General features: G+C 60.8%; 18 protein-coding genes. 9 read left to right on the top strand and 9 right to left on the bottom strand.

Annotation, left to right across the window (positions count from 1 at the left end):
• Positions 1 to 7: 7 nt before the first annotated feature.
• Positions 8 to 1,315, bottom strand: a complete 1,308-nt coding sequence (locus tag ASD07_RS22890) for an MFS transporter (RefSeq protein WP_055936396.1) — start codon at positions 1,313 to 1,315, stop codon at positions 8 to 10.
• A gap of 221 nt (positions 1,316 to 1,536) precedes the next feature.
• On the opposite strand from ASD07_RS22890, the gene cyoA reads away from it, so the two are divergent.
• Genes cyoA through ASD07_RS22850 form a run of 8 tightly spaced genes read left to right on the top strand, consistent with a single transcriptional unit; the run spans position 1,537 to position 9,082 of the window.
• Positions 1,537 to 2,481, top strand: a complete 945-nt coding sequence (gene cyoA, locus ASD07_RS22885; RefSeq protein ID WP_229207261.1) for a ubiquinol oxidase subunit II — start codon at positions 1,537 to 1,539, stop codon at positions 2,479 to 2,481.
• A gap of 2 nt (positions 2,482 to 2,483) precedes the next feature.
• Entirely contained in the window at positions 2,484 to 4,484 is a 2,001-nt protein-coding gene (cyoB, locus tag ASD07_RS22880; RefSeq protein WP_055935577.1) for a cytochrome o ubiquinol oxidase subunit I, read from the top strand.
• Positions 4,485 to 4,533: 49 nt separating this feature from the next.
• Positions 4,534 to 5,118, top strand: coding sequence for a cytochrome o ubiquinol oxidase subunit III (gene cyoC / locus ASD07_RS22875; protein ID WP_156398169.1), 585 nt, complete (start codon positions 4,534 to 4,536; stop codon positions 5,116 to 5,118).
• Complete coding sequence (cyoD, locus tag ASD07_RS22870; RefSeq protein WP_055935571.1) at positions 5,115 to 5,525, top strand: cytochrome o ubiquinol oxidase subunit IV; 411 nt, start codon at positions 5,115 to 5,117, stop codon at positions 5,523 to 5,525. Before cyoC ends, cyoD begins: the two co-directional genes overlap by 4 nt.
• Positions 5,522 to 6,247 carry an SURF1 family protein gene (locus ASD07_RS22865; protein ID WP_055935568.1) on the top strand — a complete coding sequence of 242 codons (726 nt, stop codon included), beginning with the start codon at positions 5,522 to 5,524 and terminating at the stop codon, positions 6,245 to 6,247. Before cyoD ends, ASD07_RS22865 begins: the two co-directional genes overlap by 4 nt.
• Entirely contained in the window at positions 6,244 to 7,527 is a 1,284-nt protein-coding gene (locus tag ASD07_RS22860; RefSeq protein ID WP_229207260.1) for an ATP-binding protein, read from the top strand. Before ASD07_RS22865 ends, ASD07_RS22860 begins: the two co-directional genes overlap by 4 nt.
• Before the next feature lie 10 nt (positions 7,528 to 7,537).
• Positions 7,538 to 8,074, top strand: coding sequence for a response regulator transcription factor (locus ASD07_RS22855; RefSeq protein WP_055935563.1), 537 nt, complete (start codon positions 7,538 to 7,540; stop codon positions 8,072 to 8,074).
• A 3-nt stretch (positions 8,075 to 8,077) separates the two neighbouring features.
• Positions 8,078 to 9,082 carry a PHB depolymerase family esterase gene (locus ASD07_RS22850; RefSeq protein WP_082507529.1) on the top strand — a complete coding sequence of 335 codons (1,005 nt, stop codon included), beginning with the start codon at positions 8,078 to 8,080 and terminating at the stop codon, positions 9,080 to 9,082.
• On the opposite strand, the gene ASD07_RS22845 is transcribed toward ASD07_RS22850, so the two are convergent.
• The 5 genes from ASD07_RS22845 to ASD07_RS22825 all read right to left on the bottom strand — a co-directional run bounded on the left by ASD07_RS22845 (position 9,035) and on the right by ASD07_RS22825 (position 13,744).
• Entirely contained in the window at positions 9,035 to 9,676 is a 642-nt protein-coding gene (locus ASD07_RS22845; RefSeq protein WP_055935558.1) for a CatA-like O-acetyltransferase, read from the bottom strand. The genes ASD07_RS22850 and ASD07_RS22845 overlap by 48 nt on opposite strands.
• A 6-nt stretch (positions 9,677 to 9,682) precedes the next feature.
• The gene (locus ASD07_RS22840; protein WP_055935556.1) at positions 9,683 to 11,221 is read right to left on the bottom strand and encodes a 2-isopropylmalate synthase; all 1,539 of its coding nucleotides are present in this window, start codon (positions 11,219 to 11,221) and stop codon (positions 9,683 to 9,685) included.
• A gap of 35 nt (positions 11,222 to 11,256) precedes the next feature.
• Complete coding sequence (pssA, locus tag ASD07_RS22835) at positions 11,257 to 12,102, bottom strand: CDP-diacylglycerol--serine O-phosphatidyltransferase (RefSeq protein WP_055935553.1); 846 nt, start codon at positions 12,100 to 12,102, stop codon at positions 11,257 to 11,259.
• A gap of 70 nt (positions 12,103 to 12,172) precedes the next feature.
• Entirely contained in the window at positions 12,173 to 12,931 is a 759-nt protein-coding gene (locus ASD07_RS22830; protein WP_055935552.1) for an SIMPL domain-containing protein, read from the bottom strand.
• Positions 12,932 to 13,024: 93 nt separating this feature from the next.
• On the bottom strand, positions 13,025 to 13,744 hold the full coding sequence (locus ASD07_RS22825; RefSeq protein ID WP_055935550.1) for an SIMPL domain-containing protein: 720 nt from the start codon (positions 13,742 to 13,744) through the stop codon (positions 13,025 to 13,027).
• Between the two features lie 125 nt (positions 13,745 to 13,869).
• On the opposite strand from ASD07_RS22825, the gene ASD07_RS22820 reads away from it, so the two are divergent.
• A complete protein-coding gene (locus ASD07_RS22820; RefSeq protein ID WP_055935548.1) occupies positions 13,870 to 15,492 on the top strand; it encodes an alkaline phosphatase family protein in 1,623 nt (540 codons plus the stop codon).
• 178 nt (positions 15,493 to 15,670) lie between these two features.
• On the opposite strand, the gene ilvC is transcribed toward ASD07_RS22820, so the two are convergent.
• Genes ilvC through ASD07_RS22805 form a run of 3 tightly spaced genes read right to left on the bottom strand, consistent with a single transcriptional unit; the run spans position 15,671 to position 18,948 of the window.
• Positions 15,671 to 16,729, bottom strand: coding sequence for a ketol-acid reductoisomerase (gene ilvC, locus ASD07_RS22815; RefSeq protein WP_255357035.1), 1,059 nt, complete (start codon positions 16,727 to 16,729; stop codon positions 15,671 to 15,673).
• A 3-nt stretch (positions 16,730 to 16,732) separates the two neighbouring features.
• On the bottom strand, positions 16,733 to 17,224 hold the full coding sequence (gene ilvN / locus ASD07_RS22810) for an acetolactate synthase small subunit (protein ID WP_055935546.1): 492 nt from the start codon (positions 17,222 to 17,224) through the stop codon (positions 16,733 to 16,735).
• Positions 17,225 to 17,226: 2 nt separating this feature from the next.
• Positions 17,227 to 18,948: an acetolactate synthase 3 catalytic subunit gene (locus ASD07_RS22805; RefSeq protein ID WP_055935543.1), complete on the bottom strand. Its 1,722-nt coding sequence runs from the start codon at positions 18,946 to 18,948 to the stop codon at positions 17,227 to 17,229.
• Between the last annotated feature and the right edge of the window lie 164 nt (positions 18,949 to 19,112).

Genomic DNA, 19,112 nt, shown 5'->3' with positions numbered 1-19,112 from the left:
TGGGTACTTAATCTTTAATCTCAAGCGCGCGATTGAGGCTCAAGGCCGCGAGCGAGCCGGCGGCACCGGACAGCAGGTACAGGCTGACATAAGCCAGGCCGAAGTGCGCCGACAAGCCCAGGGCAACCAGCGGGGCGAAGGCCGCACCGACCAGCCAGGCCAGGTCCGAGGTCAGCGCCGCGCCACTGTAACGGAAGCGTGACTCGAAATTGGCCGTCACGGCACCGGCAGCCTGGCCATAGGACAGGCCAAGCAGCGCGAAACCAAGCAGAATGAAGATGGTCTGTCCGGCATCCCCGCCCTGCATCAGCAGCGGAACGAAGCCACTGAACACGCCAATCATCACCGCCAGCGAACCCAGCGTGCGGCGGCGGCCGATGCGGTCTGCAATCCAGCCGGAAGCGACGATGCAGGCCGCAGCGATGAAGGCGCCGGCAATCTGGATCACCAGGAATTCACTGACCGAGCGCTCGGAATACAGCGTAATCCACGACAGCGGAAACACCGTCACCAGGTGGAACAAGGCGTAACTTGCCAGCGCAGCCAGGGCGCCGATCACCACGTTGCGACCTTGCGATTTAAACAACTCGCCAATATCGGTCGGCTGCAGCTCGCGCTCTTCCAGCAGGCGCGCATATTCATTGGTGGACACCAGGCGCAGGCGCGCAAACAGGGCCACCACATTGATCGCGAACGCCACGTAGAACGGGTAACGCCAGCCCCAGTCGAGGAAATCTTCCGACGACAGGCTCGACAGCAGGAAGGAGAACAGGCCCGCCGCGATGATGAAGCCGGTCGGCGCGCCGAGCTGGCCCAGCATCGCGTACCAGCCGCGCTTCTCTTGCGGCGCATTCAGGGCCAGCAGCGACGGCAAGCCATCCCAGGAGCCGCCCAGTGCAATGCCCTGCCCGAAACGCAGCATGGCCAGCAAGGCCAGCGCGCCCAAGCCGCTTTGGCTATAGGTGGGCAGGAAGGCCATGCCGGCCGTCGAGGCGCCCAGCAGGAATAGCGCGGCTGTCAGCTTGGCCTCACGCCCGAACCGCAATTGGATCGCCATGAAGGTCGCCGTACCCAGCGGCCTTGCCAAAAATGCAAAAGAGAAGATCACAAAGGAGTACAGCATCCCGTCCAGGTGCGAGGCAAACGGGAAAAACACCGCCGGGAAGACCAGGACGGAGGCAATGGCATAAACAAAAAAGTCGAAATATTCGGAAGCCCGGCCAATCACCACACCGACGGCAATTTCGCCGGGTGCAATGTGCTGGTCGCTCGAATCGGATGGCCGCATCGGAATACCGTGGGCTGGTGCGGACATACTTTGCATGGTTCAGTCTCCTGTTTCTCACCGGTTGAGAGATATCACCGGTGCTTATTACTGTTATCTAACCTGCTGGTAGGACAATATGTCCAATTTCGCGCCTTGTCCAGACCCCTCAAAATAGAAAGATTCTTGACTTAGGACATTGTTTCTTGCGCATGCCTATATTACTTCTCCTCCTCGCAGCCGTCTGCCTTACAGGCTGCAATACCATCGTTATGAACCCTGCCGGTGACGTTGCTTCGCAACAGGCGCACCTGGTGACCATTTCGACGCTACTCATGTTGCTGATCATCGTACCGGTGATCGCATTGACTGTTCTGTTCGCTTGGCGTTACAGAAAAGGCAATACCAACGCTAAATATACACCTGACTGGGACCACTCGACCCAACTCGAACTGGTGATCTGGGGCGCCCCGCTGATGATCATCATCGTGCTCGGCCTGCTGACCTGGATCAGCACCCACCTGCTCGACCCATACCGTCCACTCAGCCGCATCGACGAAAAACGTCCGCTGGCAGCTGACCACAAGCCGCTGGTCGTGCAAGTGGTGGCCATGGACTGGAAATGGCTGTTCATCTACCCGGAACAGGGCATCGCCACCGTCAACGAACTGGTGACCCCGATCGACACCCCGATCCGCTTCAAGATCACTGCGTCGACCGTGATGAACTCGTTCTACATCCCAGCACTGGCCGGCCAGATCTACGCCATGCCGGGCATGGACACCACCCTCAACGCGGTGCTGAACAAGCCAGGTACCTATGAAGGCTTCTCGGCCAATTACAGCGGCGCGGGCTTCTCGCACATGCGCTTCAAGTACCACGGCGTGTCGACCGCCGACTTCGACGCCTGGGTCGCCAAGACCAAGGCCGGCGGCGGCAACCTGAACCGTGCTGACTATATGGCCCTCGAAAAGCCAAGCGAGCGCGAACCTGTGCGCCGTTATGGCGCGGTTGAAAACGAGCTGTACACCGCGATCATCAACCGCTGCGTCGAACCGGGTTCGACCTGCGCCAGCCAGACCATGGCCAACGATGCCGCCCGCGTGCGCGCTGTCGCCGCCAAGAAAGAAATGGAAGCGCGCATCTGCACGCCAAACGATTCCTACGCTGAAGCCAAGCAGGACGTCGCCCTCGCATCTACTTCCCGCAAGAACTGATTATGGAAAACCAAACCCTCCACCCCTTGCTGGGCCGGCTGAGCTGGGACGCGATCCCTTATCATGAGCCGATCCTTATCGCCACCTTTGCCATGGTGGTCCTGGGCGGCCTGGCCGTCATGGGCGCCATGACCAAATACCGCCTGTGGGGCCCGCTGTGGCGCGACTGGGTCACCAGTATCGACCACAAGAAAATCGGCATCATGTACATGGTGCTTGGCCTGGTCATGCTGCTGCGCGGCTTTGCCGACGCGCTGATGATGCGCTTGCAGCAAGCGGTCGCTTTCGGCGACAGCATGGGCTACCTGCCTCCGCACCACTACGACCAGATCTTCACCGCCCACGGCGTGATCATGATCTTCTTCGTGGCGATGCCGTTCGTGACCGGCTTGATGAACTACGTGGTGCCGCTGCAGATCGGCGCACGCGACGTGGCGTTCCCGTTCCTGAACAACTTCTCCTTCTGGATGACCGCATTCGGCGGCGGCCTGACCATGGTCTCGCTGTTCGTCGGCGAATACGCGAAAACCGGCTGGCTGGCTTACCCGCCGCTGTCCGGCATCCTGGCCAGCCCTGACGTCGGCGTGGATTACTACATCTGGTCCCTGCAGGTTGCGGGGGTCGGGACATTGCTCTCGGGGGTCAACCTGATCGCGACCATCGTCAAGATGCGCGCACCAGGCATGAAGCTGATGAAGATGCCTGTCTTCACCTGGACCTCGCTGTGCACCAACGTGCTGATCGTGGTGACCTTCCCTGTGCTGACCGCCGTACTGGCCATGCTGTCGCTGGACCGCACCTTCGGTACCCACTTCTTCACCAGCGATTTCGGCGGCGATTCCATGCTGTACGTGAACCTGATCTGGATCTGGGGCCACCCTGAGGTGTACATCCTGGTGCTGCCGGTCTTCGGCGTGTTCTCGGAAATCGTTTCGACCTTCTCCGGCAAGCGCCTGTTCGGCTACACCTCGATGGTGTACGCGACCGTGGTGATTACCATCCTGTCCTACCTGGTATGGCTGCACCACTTCTTCACCATGGGCTCCGGCGCCAGCGTGAACTCGTTCTTCGGCATCACGACGATGATCATTTCGATCCCTACCGGCGCCAAGATCTTCAACTGGCTGTTCACCATGTACCGCGGCCGCATCCGCTTTGAACTGCCGATGATGTGGACGATCGCCTTCATGATCACCTTCGTTATCGGTGGCATGACCGGCGTGCTGCTGGCGGTTCCTCCTGCCGACTTCGTGCTGCACAACTCCCTGTTCCTGATCGCCCACTTCCACAACGTGATCATCGGCGGCGTGGTGTTCGGCGTGTTCGCTGCAATTAACTACTGGTTCCCGAAAGCCTTCGGCTACAAGCTGGACGTGTTCTGGGGCAAAGTCTCCTTCTGGTGCTGGGTGGTCGGCTTCTACCTCGCCTTCATGCCGCTGTACGTACTGGGCCTGATGGGCGTGACCCGCCGCATGAGCCATTTCGAAGATCCTTCGCTGCAGATCTGGTTCCAGGTTGCCGCTCTTGGCGCAGTCCTGATCGCTGGCGGTATCGGCTCGATGCTGGTGCAGTTCTATGTGTCCTACCGTCGCCGCGATGCACTGCGCGACGTGACCGGCGACCCATGGGATGGCCGTACCCTGGAGTGGTCGACTTCGTCCCCTCCTCCGGACTACAACTTCGCATTCACTCCGCGCGTGTACGACAACGACACCTGGACCGATATGAAGCGCAGGAACTACCTGCGTCCAGTGACCGACTTCGTGGCGATCCACATGCCGAAGAACACCGCGGCAGGCTTCGTCATCGCCGGCCTGAGCGCCGCGACCGGCTTCGCCCTGGTCTGGCAGATGTGGATCTTCGCTGTGCTCGGCCTGGTGGCCACTGTGGGCGCCGCGATCATCCATACCTTTAACTACAAGCGCGATTACTACATCCCGGCCGAAGAAGTCGTTGTGACCGAAGCCGAGCGCACCCGTACCCTGGAGGCCGCCAATGTCTGAACTCGTTCTTGATCCTGCAAAGGCAGGTGCGCACGGCGCGCAAGACGACATGCCGTTCCACGTCCGCGAACACCATCCGGAGAACGGCACCCTGCTGGGCTTCTGGCTTTACCTGATGAGCGATTGCCTGATCTTCGCCGTCCTGTTCATCGCTTACGCAGTCCTGGGCCGCAACTTTGCGGGCGGCCCGTCCGGCGCCGAACTGTTCGACCTGCCGCTGGTGGCACTGAACACCAGCTTCCTGCTGCTATCGTCGATCACCTACGGCTTCGCGATGCTGGCTTCGCAGCGCGCCAAGCTGGGCACCACCCTGGTATGGCTGGCGGTCACCGGCCTGTTCGGGCTGGGCTTCCTCGGCCTGGAAATGTTCGAGTTCGTGCACCTGATCCATGAAGGCGCCGGCCCGCAGCGCAGTGCTTTCCTGACCTCGTTCTTCGCGCTGGTCGGTACCCACGGCCTGCACGTGACCTTCGGCGTGATCTGGCTGGTCACCCTGATGTTCCAGCTGAACCGCCACGGCCTGACCGAAGCCAACACCCGCCGCCTGATGTGCCTGTCGATGTTCTGGCACTTCCTGGACGTGATCTGGATCGGCGTCTTTACCTTTGTCTACCTGATGGGAGTCCTGCCATGAGCGCACACCACGACCACGAACACGGCCACGGCCATGGCGCTCACGACGACGGCCATGACCACGGCAGCCTGAAAAGCTACGCCATCGGCTTCATCCTGTCGGTGATCCTGACCGCGATTCCGTTCTGGCTCGTCATGGGCCATGTGATCAAGGACTCGAGCACCACCGCCTTCGTCATCCTCGGCTTCGCTGCAGTGCAGATCGTGGTTCACATGATCTACTTCCTGCACATGAACTCCCGTTCGGAAGGCGGCTGGAGCTTGCTGGCACTGATCTTCACCATCGTCCTGGTCGGCATTGTGCTGACCGGTTCGATCTGGGTCATGTACCACCTGAACCACAATATGATGCCGTCCATGGGCCCGGCCGGCAGTTCCTCCGTGCAGCAGATGCACGACATGCCTTGAACAAAGCGCGCACCGCCTCCCCGCGGGCGCGCCTTTTTTGGGCCGCCGGGATTTCGCTCGCCTGCGCAGTATTCCTGGCGCTCGGAACCTGGCAGCTGTTTCGCATGCAGTGGAAGCATGAACTGATCGAGCGCGTCAACCAGCGCGCCCATGCAGCTCCTGTTTCCGCCCCCGCCCCTTCCGATTGGCCGTCCCTTACGGCCGACAATGCCGAATACCGGCATGTGCAAGTTTCCGGCACCCTGCTGCTCGATCGCAGCACCCTGGTGCAGGCTTCGACCCAACTCGGGCCCGGCTTCTGGGTCATGACGCCGCTGCAGACTGCTGCGGGCGACATCGTCTTCGTTAATCGCGGCTATATCGCCGACCGCAAGGCCGGCACCGGCACCGGTACGGCCCGAGCCGTGCTTACCGGCTTGCTGCGCATGAGCCAACAGGACGGCGACCTGCTGCGCAAGAATGATGCTGCCGGCCAGCGCTGGTATTCGCGCGACGTGCAAGCCATTGCTGCCGCAAGCGGCCTGGCGAAAGTTGCCCCCTACTTCATCGATGCCGACGCCAGCCCTGCCCCGCAGGCCGGGCAGCCCGTCGGCGGCCTCACCGTGATCGCTTTCCGTGATAATCACCTTGTATACGCGTTGACTTGGTATGCTCTAGCGTTGATGATCATCGGACGCACATGGCAAATCACTCGGAAAACACGGCGGAACCTGGCGGAATGATGTCCTTGTCCCTCGCGGCGGGCGTCGGCGACACTACCGGCCACAAAAACATGCTGTACCTGATCCGGCTGCGCTGGATCGCGGTGCTGGGCCAGGTCACGACCATTGCCGGCGTCACGCTTGGCCTGGGCCTCGAGCTGCCAATGCCGCAGATGCTGACGGTGCTGGCCTGCCTGATCGCCTTCAACATCGGCAGCCATTTGCGCTGGCACGAGAACCCGATCGTCACCAACAACGAAATGCTCCTGGCGCTGCTGGTCGACGTGGCCAGCCTGACGGCGCAATTGCATTTCAGCGGCGGCACCACCAATCCTTTTGCTTTCCTCTACCTGCTGCAGGTGATCCTGTCGGCGGTGCTGCTTGACGCCTGGGCTGCCTGGACCATCGTCGGCATCACAGGCGCCTGCCTGGGCGGCCTGGCCATGTTCTCCAAGCCGCTGCCCCAATTGCTGGAGAATGAAAGCGCCTTCGCCGGACTATACGTAGTGGGCATGCTGCTCTGCTTCCTGCTGAACGCGGGCCTGCTGGTGATCCTGATCAAACGCATCACCGGCAACCTGCGCGAGCGCGATGCTCACCTGGCGGACCTGCGCCAGCGTGCCGCCGAGGAGGACCATATCGTGCGCATGGGCCTTTTGGCATCCGGCGCCGCCCACGAACTTGGTACGCCGATGGCGACCATGGCGGTCCTGCTCGGCGACTGGCGGCGCATGCCCGAATTTACAGGGAACGCGACGCTGCAGGAGGAGATCGAGGAGATGCAGACCCAGCTCCAGCGCTGCAAGACCATCGTTACCGGCATCCTGCTGTCGGCAGGCGAGCTGCGCGGCGAATCGTCAGCCAAGACCACCCTGCGCTCCTTTCTTGACGAGATGCTGGATGAGTGGCGCAGCAACCGTCCGGTCCTGGCTTTCGAATACGACGACCGGTTGCCGAGCGACCTGCCGGTAGTGTTCGACTCCGCACTCAAACAAACAATTTTCAACTTGCTCGACAACGCGCTGGAGGCCTCGCCGCTATGGGTCAAGCTGGAAGCGTCGGCGGACGACGAAGTACTGAAGCTGGCGGTGAGCGACCGCGGCCCCGGTTTTGCTCCGGCCATGCTGGCGCAATTCGGTAAGCCATACCAGTCGAGCAAAGGGCGTCCCGGCAGCGGCCTGGGGCTGTTCCTGGTGGTGAACGTGATTCGTACGCTGGGCGGCACTGTCGAAGCGCGCAACCTGGACAAGGGCGCGCTGGTCGAACTGCGCCTGCCGCTGTCGGCAATTGCACTCGAATAGGAAAAGCATCATGACGACAGAGCGCTTATTGCTGATCGTGGAAGACGACCCGGCATTCGCACGCACCCTTTCCCGTTCGTTCGAGCGGCGCGGCTACACTGTCCTGCGCGCGAGCAACCTGGAAGAAGTCGGCACGCTGCTGGCGAAGCACACGCCAACGCACGCCGTGGTCGACCTCAAGCTGGAAGGCAGCACCTCCGGCCTGGCCTGCGTGCAGGCCTTGCACACTCATTCGCCGGCAATGCTGATCGTGGTGCTGACCGGCTTCGCCAGCATCGTTACCGCTGTCGAAGCGGTCAAGCTGGGGGCCTGCCAGTATCTCGCAAAACCTTCCAATACGGACGATATCGAGTCAGCCTTCTCGCACGTCGCCGGCGTGGCCGAGGTGGAGCTGACCAACCGCTCAACCTCCATCAAGACGCTGGAGTGGGAGCACATCCACCAGGTGCTGGCGGAAACCGGTTTCAATATCTCGGAAGCCGCGCGCCGCCTGGGCATGCATCGCCGCACCCTGGCGCGCAAGCTCGAAAAACAGCGCGTCAAATAAGATATGGGGTTCCGCGACGCCATGCGCTCCTTCTTCGTCGGGAAAAACGAGAGTGATGGTCCAAGTGCTCCGGTGACAAGGGTCGACATGATGCGGCCGGAGGGGCCGCGTCATTACCTGAAAGCCGTGCCGGGCAGGCAAACCGGGGCGAAACGCCCGCTGGTCGTTGTATTGCATGGCAGCGGTGCTTCTGCCGAACAAGTCCTGGGACTGGCTTTCCCCTTCTCGCCGCTCTCGGTCTGGCTGGAGATCGCTGAACGCGAACAGGCCGTCGTGGTGGCACCTGACGGCATCAAGCTACGCGGACAACGCGCATGGAACGATGGTTTTGCCGCTGTGTGGAGCAATCCCCAGTGCGACGACGTAGCCTTCATCGGCGCGGTCATCGACCGCGCCATCGCCGAAGATGGCGTTGATCCGGAGCGGGTTTGCGTCATCGGCGTATCCAAGGGCGGCATGATGGCTTACCGGGTTGCAGTGGAACTCGCACCACGGCTTGCCGCATTTGCCACAGTGCTGGCGGCGATGCCGCAGCGGGCTTGCTACAGTATGCCGACGATCCCCCTTCCCGCCCTGATTGTCGCGGGCGAGCAAGACCCGTTCATTCCCTACTCTGGCGGAAAATCGTTCGTGACGCTGTGGTTCGCGGCGCCGGCACTCGGCATCGAAGCCACCACCGCCCTTTGGCGCAAGCTGGCCGGCCTGGAAGGAACTCCAGCCGTCGAGCAGGTCCCGGCAGCGCAGGGCGATTCAACACGAGCCATTCGCCATACATGGGGTGACGATTCCAGCGCACTGCAAATCGTCCTGTTGAAGATCGCAGGCGGCGGCCACGCTGAGCCGAGCCGCAAAAAACGCTATCCGGGCATGTTCAGTCTCTTTCCGGGGCAACAGAATGCCGCTGTCGAAATCTCGGAAGAAGCCTGGGCCTTCTTCAAGGACAAGCGCCGGGCCAAGAAATCACGAAGCGGTTTCGAGGGCAATGCGCTCGCCAAGGCGCTGCAGTAGCAAGTGCACGTGGTAGCCGTCCACAAAACCGTGGTGGGCCTGGACGCAAAACGGCACCGTCATCGTTTCGCCCTCCAATTCGCTATAGCGCCCCCAGGCAATTAAGGGAATGTCCGCGCTTTTGTACTCGTAGATCGGGTGCTCGATTGCGCGCATGTCGAGCCACGGCATACAGGTCGTGTAGACATTGTTCTTCTGCTCGCGCGGCGTCAGGTCGCGGCCGGTGTTGATGAATTCACGCGTGGCACGCGCCTCCACGCCCGCCGCAAGGCTGCGCGAAATGAACTCGGTGCGATCGGTCGACATGTCGAACTTCGCGTAATTCAGGTTGTTGTCCAGGTTGATGACCGTATAGCCGCCATGAAAATCGTCAATCTTGATCACCTCCCCTTCGAACTCGCGATACAGGAAGTTGTCGACATCCTTCACGCTCATGTACAGGCAGTACAAAAGGAAATGGAAAGGCGGCAGCTGCCGCTCCTTGCAGTAGTGACGGAACTCCGGCAGCCTGGCGACTACGCTCAGGTTCAGCAGTGGATTCGCATATTGGCGAAACGACTCATAACGGTCGCGGCGAAGTTCAAATTTATCCATGATTGTTCAGACCTGAGGGTTGAGCCGTTCGATTTTGGAGTGCAGTTTATTGAGGCCGGCAAGGTAGGCTTTAGCGGATGCTACGACGATGTCGGGATCGGCGCCGACGCCATTGACGATGCGGCCGGAATGCGCCAGGCGCATGGTTACCTCGCCTTGCGATTGCGTGCCAGGGCTGATGCCGCTGATGGCGAAGAGCACCAGCTCGGCGCCGCTTAGCGCCTTGCTTTCGATGGCGTTGACCATGGCATCGACCGGGCCGTCACCGGTGCCTTCAGCGCTGTGTTCTACGCCGTCGATTGAAAACACGACGCGCGCAAACGGCAGTTCGCCGGTTTCCGAACGTTGTGCCAGCGAGACGAAGCGGTAATGCTCGCCGCCGGATGCGGCTTCCTCGTCGCTCACCAGGGCCATGATGTCTTCATCGAAAATCTCGGACTTGCGGTCGGCCAGTTCCTTGAATCGGGTGAAGGCGGCGTTCACTTCAGCCTCGGAATCAAGCCCGATACCCAGTTCCTGCAAGCGCTGCTTGAAGGCGTTGCGGCCGGAGAGCTTGCCCAGCACGATCTTGTTGGCAGTCCAGCCCACATCCTCGGCGCGCATGATCTCATAGGTTTCGCGCGCTTTCAGGATGCCATCCTGGTGGATGCCCGACGCATGGGCGAAAGCATTGGCACCGACCACAGCCTTGTTCGGCTGCACGGCGAAACCGGTAATCTGGGAAACCATCTTCGATGCCGGCACGATCTGCGCCGTATCGATGCCGCATTCCAGGTTGAAGTAGCCGGCGCGCGTGCGCAGGGCCATCACCACCTCTTCCAGCGCGGTATTGCCGGCGCGCTCACCCAGGCCGTTGATGGTGCATTCCACCTGCCGCGCACCGCCAATCATGACGCCGGCCAGCGAGTTCGCTACTGCCAGGCCAAGGTCGTTATGGCAGTGCACCGACCATACCGCCTTGTCGGAATTCGGGATGCGCTCGCGCAGGCGGCGAATGGTCTCGCCATACAGCTCCGGTACCGCATAGCCCACGGTATCGGGGAAGTTGATGGTGGTGGCGCCTTCGGCGATCACGTTTTCCAGCACGCGGCACAGGAAGTCCTCTTCCGAACGGCTGCCATCCTCGGGGCTGAATTCAATGTCGTCGGTGAACTTGCGGGCGAAGCGTATGGCCAGCCTGGCCTGCTCCAGCACCTGCTCCGGCTCCATGCGCAGCTTAACCTGCATATGCAGCGGCGAGGTGGCGATAAAGGTGTGGATGCGCTTGCGCGCGGCCGGCTCCAGCGCTTCGGCAGCGCGCGCCAGGTCGCGGTCATTGGCGCGCGCCAGCGAACACACAATCGGCTCGCGCACGGCAGTGGCGATGGCACGGATGGATTCGAAATCGCCCTGCGACGCAGCAGCGAAACCCGCCTCGATCACATCGACCCGCAGCTTTTCGAGCTGGCGGGCGATGCGCACCTTTTCTTCGCGGGTCATGGAAGCGCCCGGCGATTGCTCGCCGTCGCGCAAGGTGGTGTCGAAGATGATGAGGCGGTTATTCATGGAATTGCTCCTTCTGAATTGCCGCCCCAGCGGCCTTATGATTCGTCTTCTGGCGAAGTTTTCTCGATCAGTTTGACCGGGTTGCCTTTGACCAGGCGGGTCAGGTAGATCACGTAGCCCGACAGGCCGTAAGCCACGAACAGCACGAACAGCACCTTCGGCGGATCAATCGAAATCAGCGCGAAAAACATCGCAATCGCAAACACGGCCAGGAATGGCACCGACTTGCGGAAGTTAATGTCCTTGAAGCTGTAGAACGGCACGTTCGACACCATGCTCAGGCCAGCGAATACCGCCAGCACCCATCCCTGCCAAGGATAGAACACGCCATCCACTTCCAGGTCGGTCAGCAGCATGACGAAGCCGGCGATCAGGGAAGCGGCGGCCGGCGATGGCAAGCCCTGGAAGTAGCGTTTGTCGACCACTTCGATATTGGTGTTGAAGCGTGCCAGGCGCAGCGCGGCGCCGGCGCAGTAGACGAAGGCCGCGATCCAGCCCAGCTTACCGAGACCGCGCAGGGCGAACTCGTAGATCACCAGCGCCGGGGCGGCGCCGAACGACACCATGTCCGACAGCGAGTCGTATTGGGCGCCGAATTCGCTTTGGGTGTTGGTCAGGCGTGCCACGCGGCCATCCAGGCCGTCCAGCAGCATGGCGACGAAAATCGCCCAGGCGGCGTGTTCGAAGCGCTGGTTCATGGCCATGACGATGGCGAAGAAGCCGCAGAACAGCGCACCAGTGGTGAAGGCGTTCGGCAGCAGGTAGATGCCGCGCGAACGCGGCTTATCGAGACCATCGGCCCCCTTGCGGCGGGCGAAGCGGCTGAACAGCGATTGTTTGCCGGCGGCGTTCTTAGACCGGCGGCGGGGAAATTTGGCCATACTCTTCCATTTTTATACCAGGGTGACCCCTATTATAGAGGACACCCAGTATGGAAGTGGCAACTTTGGCTTACTTGAACTTGACCTTGCCGACGACGCGCATTTCCAGGGTGGTTTCGCCTGGTTCGAAGCTTGGCTCAGCCACGGACTGGTCCATCTCGGCCTTGGCGGACATGCGGGCGAACATTGGGGCAGGCGCGCCGCCTGGGCCGCCACCGTAGTTGCCGGAGCCTTCGTAGTCGATGGTGTCCAGCACCGCGTCGGTCACTGGGCGACCCATGGCGGAGGCGATGGAGGCAATGCGCTCGTTCAGGTTCTTGTAGGTTGCGGCGATGCGGGCATCATCCAGCTTGCGGGTGGCAGCTGGGCTCAGGCCAAAGGACAGGCCGTTCAAGGTCAGCACCTTCTGCGCAGCAGCAACGGTCTTCGGCAGCACGCCGATATTGGTGGTGGTCATCTGCACGTACTGGCCAACGCGCCATGCGGTCGGCTGGCGCACCTTGGCAGTGGCGCCAGGCGGCAGCGGACGGTCTTCCGGATAGACTGGATAGGTATAGTAGCCCTGGGTTTTCAGCTTGGCTTGCGGGTCCTCCTTCTTCAGGATGTCGAGACCCTGCTTGATCTTCTGGTTGACGCGCGAGGCGGCAGCCGCCTTGTCCTTGTCCTGCTCTTCAATCGCCAGCACGGCCACGGCCTGGTCGTTCGGTGCAGTGACTTCACCATGGGCAGGCACGATGACGGTGGCGCCTGCGGTCGGGACGGATTGTGCGATGGCAGCCTGGGCACCCAGCACCAGCGCGGCGGCAGCTACAACTTTCTTGACGGTCATTGTTATTCTCCTTGCTTGGTTACGATGGAACGCACTTTAACTGAGATCGCACTGCAGGTCTGTCACAGTTCGTGAGCGTTTGTAACATGACGATTACTTAAAGCGGACTTTGGCCGTTGCGCGCAACTGGAGCCGGGTTTCGCCAGGCTGCAGGCTTGGCTCCTCGACTTCGCCAATATCCTCACGATTCAACTTGCTGCCAGTGACATATATCTTGTCCACCGGCGACTCGCCGAAGTCGAGCGATTCAAGCTTTGCATCGCTTACCGGGCGCCGCATCGCACCGGCAATGAAGCCAACCTGCTCTTCAAGGCTGCGATATGCCGCCTCTACCCTGCGCTGCTCAAGTTTCGTGGTGGTCTCTTCGCTCAAGCCGAAGTTGACACTTCGGAGCGCAAGGACCTTTTGGGTCGCAGCAACGGTCGCAGGCAAAGCAGCCAAATCGCCAGTAACAAGCCGAACATGCTGACTGACGCGCCAACCGACTTGCTGCGCTTCGCGTTTCTGGAGCTTGGCAACTGCTTCGTCATACACCGCATAGGTTCGGTAGCTGTCAAGGGAAAGCCGCGCCTTGGGATCGGCCTTCTTCAAGGCTGCAATGCCCTGTTTCAGCCGCAAGTTGACGTTCGATGCCAGCACTGCCTTGTCTTTGCCTTGCTCCTCGTAGCCAAACACAAGCTGCGCCTCGTCGTTGGGCGTGGTAACCGATCCAACCGCCGTCACTGTAACGAGCGAATTTTCGGTGGGCAGGGCTTCGGCCATCGCCATCTGTGCAGAACCGAACATCGCCAGCAGGACCAGGGGCTTGAACATGCGAATTCCTTTCGGGACCATTATCGAAGCTCGAATGTAACTGAAACTGATACAAAAGTGTCATCTGCCTGACATCCGTCTATGGCATCATCGCATGTCGTCCACTCCATTCATTAACAAGGAAAATGGCAAAGTACCTGATTCCCGCACTGGCCCTGGCGGCCTCGTTCGGTGCTTACGCAGCGCCGGCCAAACAACCTGCACAACCCAAACTCGTCCTGGTGATGGCCGTCGACGGCTTGCCGCAGGAACAGGTGACGCGCTACGCCCACCAGTTCGGCCAGGGAGGCTTCCGCCGCCTGCTCGAGCAAGGTGCATGGTTCAGCAATGCGCACCAGGCGCACGGCATAACCGTGACCGCCGTCGGCCACGCCGCCATTTTGAGCGGCGCCTATCCCTACCAGCACGGCATCATCGGCAATAACTGGGTGAACCCGGCAACCGGCGGCAGCATGTACTGCACCGAAGACGCCAACTACAAATACGTCGGCAACGAGAAGACCGATCCGCACGACGGCACCTCCCCTGCCAACCTGCGCGTCGACACGCTGGGCGACCAGCTGCGCTATGCGACCGGCCAGCAGTCGAAGGTCGTTACCGTATCGGGCAAGGACCGCGGCGCGATCCTCCTGGGCGGCAAGACCGGTACGGCGTACATGTATATGGAAGAAAGCGGCAATTTCGCCTCCACTACCTTCTACATGAAGGAGCATCCACAGTGGGTGCAAAAGTACCAGGCAGGCAAGCCGCAGGAACGATACTACGGCGTGAAATGGAAGCCGCTGCTGGCCGATTCGGCTTACGCCGGGGAATATGGCGATGTGCCGAACCTGCAGCTCTCCAGCGAGTCGGGCCAGACCGATGCCACCTATTACAAGCGCCTGAAAGAGTCGCCATTCCTCGACGAGCTGACCGTCGAATTCGCGCAGGCAGCGATCGAAGGCGAGAACCTTGGCAAGAATCCGGCCGGCGTACCGGACTTGCTGGGCGTAAGCTTCTCCGCGCACGACCTGGCGAACCACGGCTACGGCCCGGAGAGCAAGATCTCGCACGACCACTTGCTGCGCCTGGACCGCATGCTGTCCAACTTCTTCTCGTACATCGACAAGCGCATCGGCATGGACAATGTGCTGGTAGTGCTGACCGCCGACCACGGTTTCGCGAATACCCCGGAATTTGCCAATGAAGTCCAGAAGGCCGGCGTCAACCGCATCGACGGCAAGAAACTGGCGGAGGACCTGAATGCCCACCTGTCTTCCAGGTTTGGCTTGAACAAAGGCGTTTCCGCTTATTCGATTCCGAACCTGCACCTGGACTACGCCCAGATCGAAAGCAAAGGCCTGAAGCGCGAGGATGTTGAAAATGCCGCGGCCCGCTTCCTGCTGTCGCAGCCAGGTCTGGCCGATGTGTTCACCCGTACCCAGATGGAAAGCGGTGCAGTCGGCGGCACACGCATTGCGACCCTGATGCGCAGGGCCTGGAACCGCCAGACTTCCGGCGACCTGATGGTAGTGGCCAAGCCGCACTGGATCTTTGGTTTTCCGACCGGCAAAGGCACCACACACGGCTCGCCTTATGCCTACGACACCAACGTGCCGCTGATCGTGATGGGCAAGCCGTGGGTGAAGTCCGGCCATTACGGCCAGTACGCCGAAGTGATCGACATCGCCCCCACCCTCGCCTACCTGCTGAACGTGCGCCCGCCAGCCGGCGCCGAAGGGCGCGTCCTCACCGAGGCGCTGAAGTAACGGCACAGCTCGTGTCACACCATGGGGTCACACCCCAAGTGTGACACGGGCTCATCCCTCCGCAACGGCCGTGTTCGTGTCACACCCTGGGGCCTGACCCCAAGGTGTGACACGAGCTCTACCGTAGGTATAAAAAAAACGGCCCCGAGGGGCCGTTGAAGTCTGCTTCTAGGGACAATCAGTTCTTGGACTGGTCGACCAGTTTGTTCTTGGCGATCCAAGGCATCATCGCGCGCAGCTTGGCGCCGACTTCTTCGATCTGGTGCTCGGAAGTCAGGCGGCGGCGCGAGATCAAGGTCGGTGCACCGGCCTTGTTCTCGAGGATGAAGCTCTTGGCGTATTCGCCGGTCTGGATGTCTTTCAGGCACTGGCGCATTGCTTCCTTGGTGGCGGAAGTCACCACTTTCGGGCCGGTCACGTACTCGCCGTACTCCGCATTGTTGGAGATCGAATAGTTCATGTTGGCGATGCCGCCTTCGTAGATCAGGTCGACGATCAGCTTCAGCTCGTGCAGGCACTCGAAGTAAGCCATCTCCGGCGCGTAGCCCGCTTCCACCAGGGTTTCGAAGCCGGCTTTGATCAGTTCCACGGCACCGCCGCACAGGACTGCTTGTTCGCCGAACAGGTCGGTCTCGGTCTCTTCACGGAAGTTGGTTTCGATGATGCCGGCCTTGCCGCCGCCGTTGGCCGATGCGTACGACAGGGCGATGTCGCGGGCGGAGCCGGACTTATCCTGGTACACGGCGATCAGGTGCGGCACGCCGCCACCCTGGCGGTAGGTGCCGCGCACGGTGTGGCCTGGCGCCTTAGGCGCGATCATGATCACGTCCAGGTCGGCGCGCGGCACGACTTGGCCGTAGTGCACGTTGAAGCCGTGGGCGAAGGCCAATACGCCGCCTTGCTTGATGTTCGGTTCGACGTTTTCTTTGTAAACCTGGGCGATGTTCTCGTCCGGCAGCAGGATCATCACGACGTCGGCATTCTTCACCGCTTCGTTCACTTCCGCCACTTTCAGGCCCGCCGCTTCAACCTTGTTCCAGGAGGCGCCGCCCTTGCGCAGGCCAACGGTCACGTTCACGCCGGATTCGGTCAGGTTCTGCGCGTGCGCGTGGCCCTGGGAGCCGTAGCCGATGATGGCAACGTTCTTGCCTTTGATGAGGGAGAGGTCAGCGTCTTTGTCGTAGAAAACTTTCATGGTCATTCCTTGGGTGTGAATTCGTTTGAATTGTCGTTCAATTATTTAAACTTTGAGGATGCGCTCGCCGCGGCCAATGCCGGAGCCGCCTGTGCGGACGGTCTCCAAAATCGAGGTGCGGTCAATCGCATCGATGAAGGCGTCCAGCTTGCTCTTGGCGCCCGTCAGCTCAATGGTGTAGGTCTTTTCGGTCACGTCGATGATGCGGCCGCGGAAGATGTCGGCGGTGCGCTTCATCTCTTCGCGCTCCTTGCCGACGGCACGGACCTTGATCAGCATCAGTTCGCGCTCGATGTGCTGGCCTTCTGTCAGGTCCACCACCTTCACCACTTCGATCAGGCGGTTCAGGTGCTTGGTGATCTGTTCGATGATGTCATCGGAACCGGTGGTCACGATGGTCATACGGGACAGGGTCGCATCTTCGGTCGGCGCAACGGTCAGCGTTTCAATGTTGTAGCCGCGGGCGGAGAACAGGCCGACCACGCGGGACAGCGCACCCGCTTCGTTTTCGAGCAGTACAGAAATAATATGGCGCATGATTACAGGTCCTCCGAGCCAAGCAGCATTTCGGAGAGGCCTTTGCCGGCTTTCACCATCGGCCACACGTTTTCACTCTGGTCGGTAATGAAGTTCATGAAAACCAGGCGGTCTTTCATGCCAAACGCTTCCTTCAAAGCGCCTTCGACGTCGCCCGGTTTTTCGATGCGCATGCCGACGTGGCCATAAGCCTCGGCCAGCTTTTCGAAGTCCGGCAGCGAGTCCATATAGGACTCGGAATAGCGCGAACCGTAGTCGATCTGCTGCCACTGGCGAACCATGCCCAGGAAACGGTTGTTCAACAGGATGATCTTCGGCGTCAGGCGGTACTGCTTGCAGGTCGCCAGCTCCTGGATGTTCATCTGGATCGAGCCTTCGCCGGTAATGCAGGCGACGGTGGCGTCAGGATTGGCCATCTGCACGCCCATGGCATACGGCAGGCCGACACCCATGGTGCCCAGGCCGCCGGAATTGATCCAGCGGCGCGGCTTGTCGAAACGGTAGTACTGCGCAGCCCACATCTGGTGCTGGCCCACGTCGGAGGTGATGAATGCGTCGCCCTTGGTGATGTCGTACAAGGACTCCACCACCTGCTGCGGCTTGATCACCAGGTCGGAAGTGGCGTACTTCAGGCAATCGCGGCCGCGCCATTCGTTGATCTGCTTCCACCAGTCTTTCAGCGCGGATGCGTTGGGGCGCTGCTCGGTCGCGTCCAGCTGCGACAGCAGTTCGACCAGCACGTCCTTCACGTTGCCGACGATAGGAATGTCCACTTTCACGCGCTTCGAGATCGAGGATGGGTCGATGTCGATGTGGATGATCTTGCGCGGGTTCTGGCTGAAGTGCTTCGGATTGCCGATCACGCGGTCGTCAAAGCGGGCGCCGATCGCAATCAGCACGTCGCAATTCTGCATCGCGAGGTTGGCTTCGTAAGTGCCGTGCATGCCGGGCATGCCGACGAAGCATGGGTCGGATGCGCGCGAGCCGCCAAGGCCCATCAGGGTATTGGTGACAGGGAAGCCGAGCTTCTCAACCAGCTTGTTCAGCTCATTCGATGCATGCGCCAGGATCACGCCGCCGCCGGTGTAGATCATTGGCCGCTCGGCCGACAGCAGCAGCTGCAGCGCCTTGCGGATCTGGCCGGCGTGGCCTTTGTCTACCGGGCGGTAGGAACGCATCTCGATCTCTTTCGGATACGAGTACACGTGCTTGTGCATCGAAATATCTTTTGGAATATCGACCAGCACCGGGCCTGGACGGCCGGTCTTGGCGATATAGAAGGCTTTCTTGACGGTTTCCGCCAGGTCCTTCACGTCCTTCACCAGGAAGTTGTGCTTGACCACCGGGCGAGTAATGCCGACGGTGTCGCATTCCTGGAACGCATCCTGGCCAATGGCGTGGCTCGGCACCTGGCCGGAAATCACCACCATCGGAACGGAATCCATGTATGCGGTGGACAGGCCGGTCACCGCATTGGTGACGCCAGGTCCGGATGTGACCAGTGCCACGCCGACTTTGTTCGAGCTGCGCGAATACGCATCGGCGGCATGGATAGCGGCCTGCTCATGGCGAACGAGGATGTGCTGGAATTTGTCCTGCTTGAAGATGGCGTCGTAGATATAGAGGACGGCGCCGCCGGGATATCCGAAAACATGTTCTACGCCTTCCTCAGCGAGGCAGCGGACAAGGATTTCGGCGCCCGTGATGGGAGCTTCGGTATTCATGAAACATTCCTTTCAAGGTCCATAGGAGATTGATCGGATGCTCTTGCCTAGCGAAGTGGGCGTCACCGTGCACGACTCTCGGCTTCCCTTCTTTCTGCGGTGACACTGACCCTTCCCCCATGCGTAGCTGGAGTACAAGCCGGTGCTAAACGCAACTCGTTTGG

This window comes from Duganella sp. Root336D2 (assembly GCF_001425005.1).
GTDB lineage: Bacteria > Pseudomonadota > Gammaproteobacteria > Burkholderiales > Burkholderiaceae_D > Rugamonas.
The sequence above is the reverse complement of the archived record's forward strand: the minus strand, read 5'-3'. Positions and strand labels throughout refer to the sequence as shown.